Source organism: Variovorax sp. KBW07, from assembly GCF_003852515.1.
Lineage (GTDB): Bacteria > Pseudomonadota > Gammaproteobacteria > Burkholderiales > Burkholderiaceae_C > Variovorax.
This window is the reverse complement of the sequence record NZ_QAJK01000034.1, coordinates 65,994-73,221: the sequence shown is the minus strand read 5'-3', so window position 1 is coordinate 73,221 and position 7,228 is coordinate 65,994. Positions and strand designations below refer to the sequence as shown.

7 protein-coding genes are annotated in these 7,228 nt (G+C 65.7%); 1 reads left to right on the top strand and 6 read right to left on the bottom strand.

Annotated features, from left to right (window positions below):
- Positions 1–60: 60 nt before the first annotated feature.
- The 6 genes from DBV14_RS07500 to DBV14_RS07475 form a co-directional block, all read right to left on the bottom strand.
- Entirely contained in the window at positions 61–1,575 is a 1,515-nt protein-coding gene (locus DBV14_RS07500; protein WP_124458567.1) for a carotenoid oxygenase family protein, read from the bottom strand.
- 12 nt (positions 1,576–1,587) lie between these two features.
- Positions 1,588–2,043 (bottom strand): DUF2141 domain-containing protein, encoded by a 456-nt coding sequence (locus DBV14_RS07495; RefSeq protein WP_124458566.1) that lies wholly within the window; start codon positions 2,041–2,043, stop codon positions 1,588–1,590.
- A 173-nt stretch (positions 2,044–2,216) separates the two neighbouring features.
- Entirely contained in the window at positions 2,217–3,362 is a 1,146-nt protein-coding gene (locus DBV14_RS07490; protein WP_124458565.1) for an AI-2E family transporter, read from the bottom strand.
- 165 nt (positions 3,363–3,527) lie between these two features.
- Complete coding sequence (locus DBV14_RS07485) at positions 3,528–4,232, bottom strand: GntR family transcriptional regulator (protein ID WP_124458564.1); 705 nt, start codon at positions 4,230–4,232, stop codon at positions 3,528–3,530.
- A gap of 20 nt (positions 4,233–4,252) precedes the next feature.
- Complete coding sequence (locus DBV14_RS07480; RefSeq protein ID WP_124458563.1) at positions 4,253–5,584, bottom strand: C4-dicarboxylate transporter DctA; 1,332 nt, start codon at positions 5,582–5,584, stop codon at positions 4,253–4,255.
- A 271-nt stretch (positions 5,585–5,855) separates the two neighbouring features.
- Positions 5,856–6,392 carry a hypothetical protein gene (locus DBV14_RS07475; protein ID WP_124458562.1) on the bottom strand — a complete coding sequence of 179 codons (537 nt, stop codon included), beginning with the start codon at positions 6,390–6,392 and terminating at the stop codon, positions 5,856–5,858.
- A gap of 382 nt (positions 6,393–6,774) precedes the next feature.
- Here DBV14_RS07475 and DBV14_RS07470 point away from each other — a divergent pair, with 382 nt between their 5' ends.
- Positions 6,775–7,146 carry a hypothetical protein gene (locus DBV14_RS07470; RefSeq protein WP_124458561.1) on the top strand — a complete coding sequence of 124 codons (372 nt, stop codon included), beginning with the start codon at positions 6,775–6,777 and terminating at the stop codon, positions 7,144–7,146.
- Positions 7,147–7,228: the final 82 nt, after the last annotated feature.

The following is a 7,228-nucleotide window of genomic DNA, read 5'->3' as shown; positions in this document are numbered from 1 at the left end:
CGTGGGCGCTGCCCTGAATGAACCAGAACAGCAGCGCCCAAGCAACGCAACCGTCCCCTTTCAGGCCGGCGCAAAGGCTCCGTGCAAGCCCAATGGCAGCGCATACGGCAACGTAGCCTGCGCCACCGGTCCGGCCCCGAGGTGGTCGGCCGCAAAGCACGACAGGACCGTCTTCTGGCGGCCGAAGTCGAGCACCGTGCCCAGAACCCATCCTGGTTTCGAGCCGTCGGGAACGAACACGTGTTCTTCCACCATCGCCTGCGCCCCGTAGCTGAAACGCTGGCTCCGGCCGGTCTCTACGTCGGTGCGCGCGACCGCACCGAAGCCCGGCAGGTCAGGCCGGATCTGCGTCGCGTGAACCACCTGGCGATGACGCAGGCCCACACGGCGCGGATCGATGCGCGGAAACTCCGCTTCCTGCGCCAACGTCTGTTGCGTCGCCGTGTCCGTCCCCAGGTTCAGCGTCGCGACCGTCAGGTGTGGTTCGGTGCTCTTCACGCGGCGCGCACGCATCACCTCGCGGCTCGATGTGAACACCGAATCGGCGTTGTCCGAGCGCACGTAGTCGACGTGGATCAGCGTGCCGCGCGGCGTTTCTTCTTCCCATGCGTTGCCTACGTGGAACAGGAAGCCCGCCGGCAGCGACAGCATCTGGCGCTTTTCCCAGTTCTGCTTGTCGACCACCAGCGCGCGCATGCCCAGTTCGGGCCGCCACACGTGAGCATCCAGAAAACTCGCGCCGGCTTCCTTGCGCTTGCTGTCGTACACCAGCGGCGGCATCAGAAAGACCAGGTGCCGCTCGGTCACCGCGAAGTCGTGGACCATCGGCATGTCGGCCACCGCCACCACGGCCGCGCGGCGCAGCGTGCCTTCGGGCGCGATCTCGTACAGCGCCAGCAGGCCCTGGCCCGAGCTGACACCGAAGTTCCACACCGTGCCGTCGGGGTCGACCTTCGGGTGCGCCGAGAACGGCATGCCCGCCAAGTCGGGGCGCCAGGTCTTCACGCCCAGCGTGTCGAGCGTGCGGGCGTCGATGCGCGTGGCCGAGCCGCCTTCCCACAGCGCCAGCACCTCGCCCTGCATCGGCAGCACGCTGGTGTTGGCCACGTTGATGCTGTCGGCCGATGTCGGCGGCTCGACGCCTGGCGGCATGGTGCCGAAGGCCTCGAACATGCGTCGGCCGGCCTTGACCTCGGCCACGCGCTTGGGCGTGGCGACATAGCGGCCCTGGTGCCGCACGTCGGTGCCGTCGATGACGAAGCGGTGCACCATGCCGTCGCCGTCGAACCAGTGGTGGTAACGCTCGCCGCCCAGGTCGTGGCCAGCCGGTCCGATGCGGAACAGCGTGCCGGCGACGGCATCGGGGAAGCGCCCGCGCACGGTGGCGCGGGTCAGCGGCAGGTCGTTTGCGGGCGTGGCGAAGCCGCTCTTCCAGGGGGCGCCGGCGGCTTCGAATTGGGCTTGCCAGTCGTCGGTGCCGGCCGCACGCGCCAATGGTGCCAACGTTGCCAATGGGCCCAGCAAGGGCAGGGCGCCGGCCGAGGCCAGCAGGCGCAACAGTTCGCGTCGTTCCATGGCAGTGGCTCCTCAGTGCAGGTGAATGACGGTCTGCAGGTCGGCGTCGACGCTGATCGTCGCGGCCTCGAAGGTGGGCGGCGCGCGGTTGCCCTTGGCATCGTTCGAGAAGCCGTAGCGCTCGGTCGGCATGCCCAGGAGGTTGGTGTCGAGCTTGCCGTTGCCGTTCTCGTCGGCGAAGGCGCGCAGCGCGTAGCGGCCCGGCGCCAGGCCGGCGAACACCAGCTTGGCCTTGCCGTCGCGCATGGGCGCGGTCTGCGAGGCGAAGGCCTTGCTCTCGGCGTAGCCGGCGGCGTCGTTGTACAGCGCGATGTAGAGCGTGGCTTCGGTGGCGGGGCCGTCGGCGACGCTGACGCTCAGGTCGGCGGCAAGGGCGCCGAGCGGCGCAAGCGATGCGAAGGCCGCGGCGGCGATGGCGCAACGGGCGCGCGCGGCCGGGCGAAACAGGAGGAGAGCGGGAAGGTGCATGGCGGGCCTCGTGTGGATTGGAGGCCCGACGATCCCGCAGGTCGGCTGCGGTGCCCAGCGCGATGTGACGAAACGCCGGAATGCGCGCGTGAAATGCGCGCGGGCGGGGACGAAGCGGGCCGGCGCCTGCCAGCGCCTGCCGTTGCCCCGCTGCCCCGTTGCCCGCCGGTGGCTCAGCCCTTTTTCTTGTTGCCGTCGGTGTCGCCGGTGCGTTGCGCGGTGGCGGCGCCTTCGGCCGCGTCATCGCCTTCCGCCGTTTCGTGCCCGGTGCCCACGTGGCCCGAATCCGCGAACAGGCTCCACGCGGCCATGAACAGCGCCGCGATCACCGGGCCGATCACGAAGCCGTTGATGCCGAAGATCGCCATGCCGCCGATGGTCGACATCAGCACGATGTAGTCGGGCATCTGCGTGTCCTTGCCCACCAGCAGCGGGCGCAGGATGTTGTCGACCAGGCCGATCACGAACACGCCCACGAAGATCAGCACGCCGCCCTGCCAGAAGTGGCCGGTGGCCAGGAAGTAGATGGCCACCGGGCCCCAGATCAGCGCCGCGCCCACGGCCGGCAACAACGACAGGAAGGCCATCAGCACGGCCCACAGCAGCGCGCCCTGCACGCCGAGGAACCAGAAGGCCAGCCCGCCCAGCGTGCCCTGCGCAATGGCCACGGCCACGTTGCCCTTCACGGTGGCGCGGATCACGGTGGTGAACTTGTTCAGCAGGTAGTGCGTGTGCGGCTTGGCCAGGGGCACGGCGTCGCGCATGGTCTTGGACAGCGTGGCGCCGTCGCGCACCAGGAAGTACAGCAGGTACAGCATCACGAAGAAGCTGACGACGAAGTCGAAGGTGTTCTGCCCGATGGCCAGTGCCTGGCTCGCGATGAGCTGGCTGGCCTGCCCGGCAATCGCCGAGATGCGCGCCTGCCAGGCCGCCATGTCGCCCAGGTTGAAGCGCTCGACCAGGTTCAGCAGCCACTGCGGCGCCGCATCCAGGATCTGCTGGAAGTACGCCGCGAAGTTCAGTTGCCCCGAGCGGATGCTCTGCGTGACCAGTGCCACCTCTTGCACCAGCGACACGCCGACCATGGCCAGCGGCAGGATCACGATGAACAGGCAGATGGTCAGGGTGGAAAGCGCGGCGGCATTGCGCCGGCCGGGCATCTTCTTCAGCAGCCACTTGAACAGCGGCGTGAACAGAATCGCCAGTGCCACGCCCCAGAGCACCGCGCCGAAGAACGGCAACAGCACCCAGATGAAGGCGGCGGTCACGACAGCGAGGAGGGCGAGAAAGACGCCGCGCTGGAGTTGGGGTGAGTTCATAAGTGTCTCGGACTGTAGCCGAGCCGGAACCCGCCGCTGTGTCAGCCGGAGCGCTCTTGTGCGCCGCAGCAGCCTGACCCGGAGAATCCGCTGCAAACGATGGGCTGGTGGCCGATGTTTGCTATTGAATCAATAGCGAGCCATGGCACTAATGCACAGACTGCTTCAGCGTTTGGCACGCGGCAGGGCCACGGGTGCCAGCGTGGCGCGCAGCCGGCTCGGAGCGTCGGGCTCGGTGGCGGCATCGACCTCGAGCGCCCGCTCCACGTTGCCGATGTGGTCGAGCATCAGCCGGCGCGCCTTGTCGGTGTCGCCGGCTTCGAGCGCGGCGACGATGGCGCCGTGCTCCGCGCACGACTGCCCGGCCTCGTGCTTCGACTGGTAGAGCGTGGCCGCCAGCGTGGTGCGCGCCGTGAGGTCGCGCAGCACGTCGACCAGCAACTGGTGCCCCATCTGCTCGGCCAGGCACACATGAAAGTCCGCCAGCAAAAAGGCGCGCGTGGCGGCGTCGGCGCCTTCGATGGCACGCTGCTCGTCGGCGATGTGATCGCGCAGCTTGCGGATCACCTTGCCCAGCGGCCGGCCTTCGCTCGCGGCCAGGATGCCGGCCTCGACGATGCGGCGTGCCGAAAAAGCATCGCGCGCTTCTTCGGCCGAGGGCTCCACCACGTACCAGCCGCGGCGCGACTGCACTTCGACAAAGCCGCGCGCCTGCAACTGCATGAGCGCCTCGCGCACCATCGTGCGGCTCACCGAGAAATTCTCGGCCAGTGCCTGTTCGCCCAGCCGCTCGCCCGGTGCGAGCTTCTGCGCGAGGATGGCCTCGACGACGCGCTCGGCGATGGCGGTGGGGCTGACGTCGGTGGCCATTTTTTGTGTGTGTCTTCGGTTCAGTGGGCGGTGGAGGCGGTGCCGGTGTTTACCACGGCGCCCGCTTCCGCCAGCGGCTCGTCGTCGGGCGAGTAGCTGCCGTCGAGCACCGCATGCGCGCGCTCGCGGTCGATGTCGCCTTCCCACGCGGCAATGGCCACGGTGGCCACGCAGTTGCCGATCAGGTTGCCCAGTGCGCGGGCGATGCCCATGAACCAGTCGACCGACAGCACCAGCACCAGCCCGATGGCGGGAATCGCCGGAATCGCGTGCAGCGTGGCGGCCAGCACCACGATGGCCGAGCCCGGCACGCCGTGCGCGCCCTTCGAGGTGACCAGCGCGATCGCAAGAATCGTCAGCAGGTCGGCCATCGAGATCGGCGTGTTGGTGGCCTGCGCAATGAACACCGCCGCCAGCGTGATGTAGATCGAGAACGCGTCGAGGTTGAACGAGTAGCCCGTGGGAATCACCAGGCCCACCGTCGAATCGCGAATGCCCATGCGGCGCAGCTTGGCCATGATCTGCGGCAGCACGCTGTCCGACGAGGTGGTCGCGAACACGATGGCCAGTTCTTCGCGCAGGTAGCGCAGCAGCTTCCACAGGCTGAAGCCCGAGAAGCGCATCACCAGCCCCAGCACCACGAACACGAAGACCAGCACCGCGCCGTAGAACAGCGCAACCAGCATGCCCAGTTGCTTGAGCGAGCCGATGCCGTACTGGCCCACGGTGAAGGCGATGGCGCCCAGCACGCCCAGCGGTGCCAGCTTGATGATGATCCCCATGATCTTGAACAGCACCAGCGACAGCGCGTCCACCACCACCGCCACCGGCTTGCCGCGCTCCCCCAGCAGCGTGAGCGCGCAGCCGAACAGCACCGCGAACAGCAGCACCTGCAGCACGTCGCCCGTGGCGAAGGCGTTGACCACCGTGGTGGGAATCAGCTTCATCAAAAACTCAACCGTGCCGCCGCTCGTGAGCTTGTCGGCGTTCGAGGCATAGGCGCTCATGGCCGCGGGGTCGAGCTTGGACGGGTCGACGTTCATGCCCACGCCCGGCTGGAACACGAAGGCCAGCACCAGGCCCATCGCCAGCGCGATGGTCGTCAGCACCTCGAAGTAGATCAGCGCCTTCACGCCCACGCGCCCCACGCGCTTCAGGTCGCCCGCGCCCGCGATGCCGTGCACCACCACGCAGAACACCAGCACCGGAATGATCATCTTGATCAGCTTGATGAACCCGTCACCCAGCGGCTTGAGCTTGACGGCGTACTCGGGGGCGAACAGCCCCGCGAGCACGCCGAGCACCAGCGCGATGACCACCTGACCGAAAAGCGATTTGGCGAAGCGAGGCATGGAGTTCTCCTTTTTGCATGCAAGCAATGCCTTGTCTTGCATGCAAGAAATGTAGGCAAGAAGAATTCGGAGGGGTCAGAGGGTATTCCCGGGCGTGTTTGCTGCCTACGGGGAATTAAGTCGTGGACCGGGGAATAAAGCCCTGGACTGGGGAACAAAGCGGTGGACTGCATGCGCGGGAGGCATCTAACCGGGGGCACACCCGACCCCAGCAGGATCTGCAGGCGTTCGAGCGACGGGAAGTGCCGCAGCATCCACGGTCCGACAGGAATTACCGGCGAGCCTTCTTGATCCGCTGTTCCCTCAGAGCGACTTCCAGGACCGAAATCGAATCGAGGCAGTCCCGCAATGATGCGTCCTCCAGCCTCTTGTGCAGGGCCTTGATCTCCAAGCCCACCTTGGAATGAACCAGCGTAGCAAAGAGTTCATCGGCCGCAACAGAGTTGGCAACACTCTTTCTGATCAACCTCAGTCCGGCTGATGTGAGTGCGTAGAACTTGCGACCTTCGCGAAGCGGCCGGCGGGGCACCGTGGACTTGAGCCTCACAGGTTCGATCAACCCTTTACGTCGCATCGTCGAGAGCTGCGTGACGATGCGCGTTTGGGGGCACATCATGAGCGATGCGAGTTGCTTTGGACTCATCGCAATGCGCTCAGTCTCGGATGCATTCTTGTCGAGATGAAACGCGATGAGCCACTGCGTCGCATTCAGTTTCGACTTGCCGGCGACCTCTGTAATGAAGCGGGTTGCAAGCTCGCCTATCGCTGCCAGGCGTGGCAATAGCAAAGGGTGATAGGAGGGACGCACGGATGAAAACTCGGTCAGCAAGAGATCGACGTGGACCGACGCGGCGTGACCCACTTGGATTAGGCGCAATTACAACACCGAAAAAAATGGCCGATCTTTGCTTTGACGCCGAAAAGTAATTCAAAAATGAATCAGAGCGTCCAGATTTCGCCATGTCAGAAGGCCGTTGAACTTGGTCTTCGAGCGGCTTCGGCGCTCTGCTTCGGATGAAGTTGCGCACGGGGGAGATTTGCAAAGACGGGCCTCGGAGCAAGGTGGAAATCACCTTGTTTTTTGACGGTCTGCTGTGGAATTCTTGGTTTCGCGCAGTACTACTACACGAAGGAAATCAGGCCTTCGAGGCCTACTTGCGCTGGTTCTTGGCCCTGCGCGATCATGGGGAATGACCTCGAACCAGACCGATGTTTTGATGCCGGATCCGACGCAGAACGGCTGTGCCGCCGCACCTGCGCAGCAGCGCATCGAATCGTTCCTCATGTCGCGCTACGGACCGGTGATGGATTCACCAGTGCTCGCCGAAGTGCTGCGATTCAAGACCGTCGCCGCGCTGGAAAAAAGCATGGAGCGAGGGCATGTGCCCATCCGCTGCATGGACACACCGCACCGGCGAGGCAAGTATTTCCTGACCGCAGATGTTGCCGCCTACTTGGTGGCGCAGTTTGCAGAGTCACCCACAGAACCGCAGTCCAGTGAGCCGCCCGCGACGGTGGGGCACTTGGCCGGAAAGGAGCACGCGAAGACCCCAAAGCACTAACAGGCCACTGATGGCAGAAAGCCCGCACGCAGGTTCAGAACTGCGTACGGGCCCTTTGAAGTCTGCACTCCTAACCGAAAGC

Excerpts from the sequence above, each read along its gene's own strand:
- DBV14_RS07480 (WP_124458563.1), bottom strand. The coding sequence starts at position 5,584 with ATGCCTCGCTTCGCCAAATCGCTTTTCGGTCAGGTGGTCATCGCGCTG.
- DBV14_RS07490 (WP_124458565.1), bottom strand. The coding sequence starts at position 3,362 with ATGAACTCACCCCAACTCCAGCGCGGCGTCTTTCTCGCCCTCCTCGCT.
- DBV14_RS07485 (WP_124458564.1), bottom strand. The coding sequence starts at position 4,232 with ATGGCCACCGACGTCAGCCCCACCGCCATCGCCGAGCGCGTCGTCGAG.
- DBV14_RS07500 (WP_124458567.1), bottom strand. The coding sequence starts at position 1,575 with ATGGAACGACGCGAACTGTTGCGCCTGCTGGCCTCGGCCGGCGCCCTG.
- DBV14_RS07470 (WP_124458561.1), top strand. The coding sequence starts at position 6,775 with ATGACCTCGAACCAGACCGATGTTTTGATGCCGGATCCGACGCAGAAC.
- DBV14_RS07495 (WP_124458566.1), bottom strand. The coding sequence starts at position 2,043 with ATGCACCTTCCCGCTCTCCTCCTGTTTCGCCCGGCCGCGCGCGCCCGT.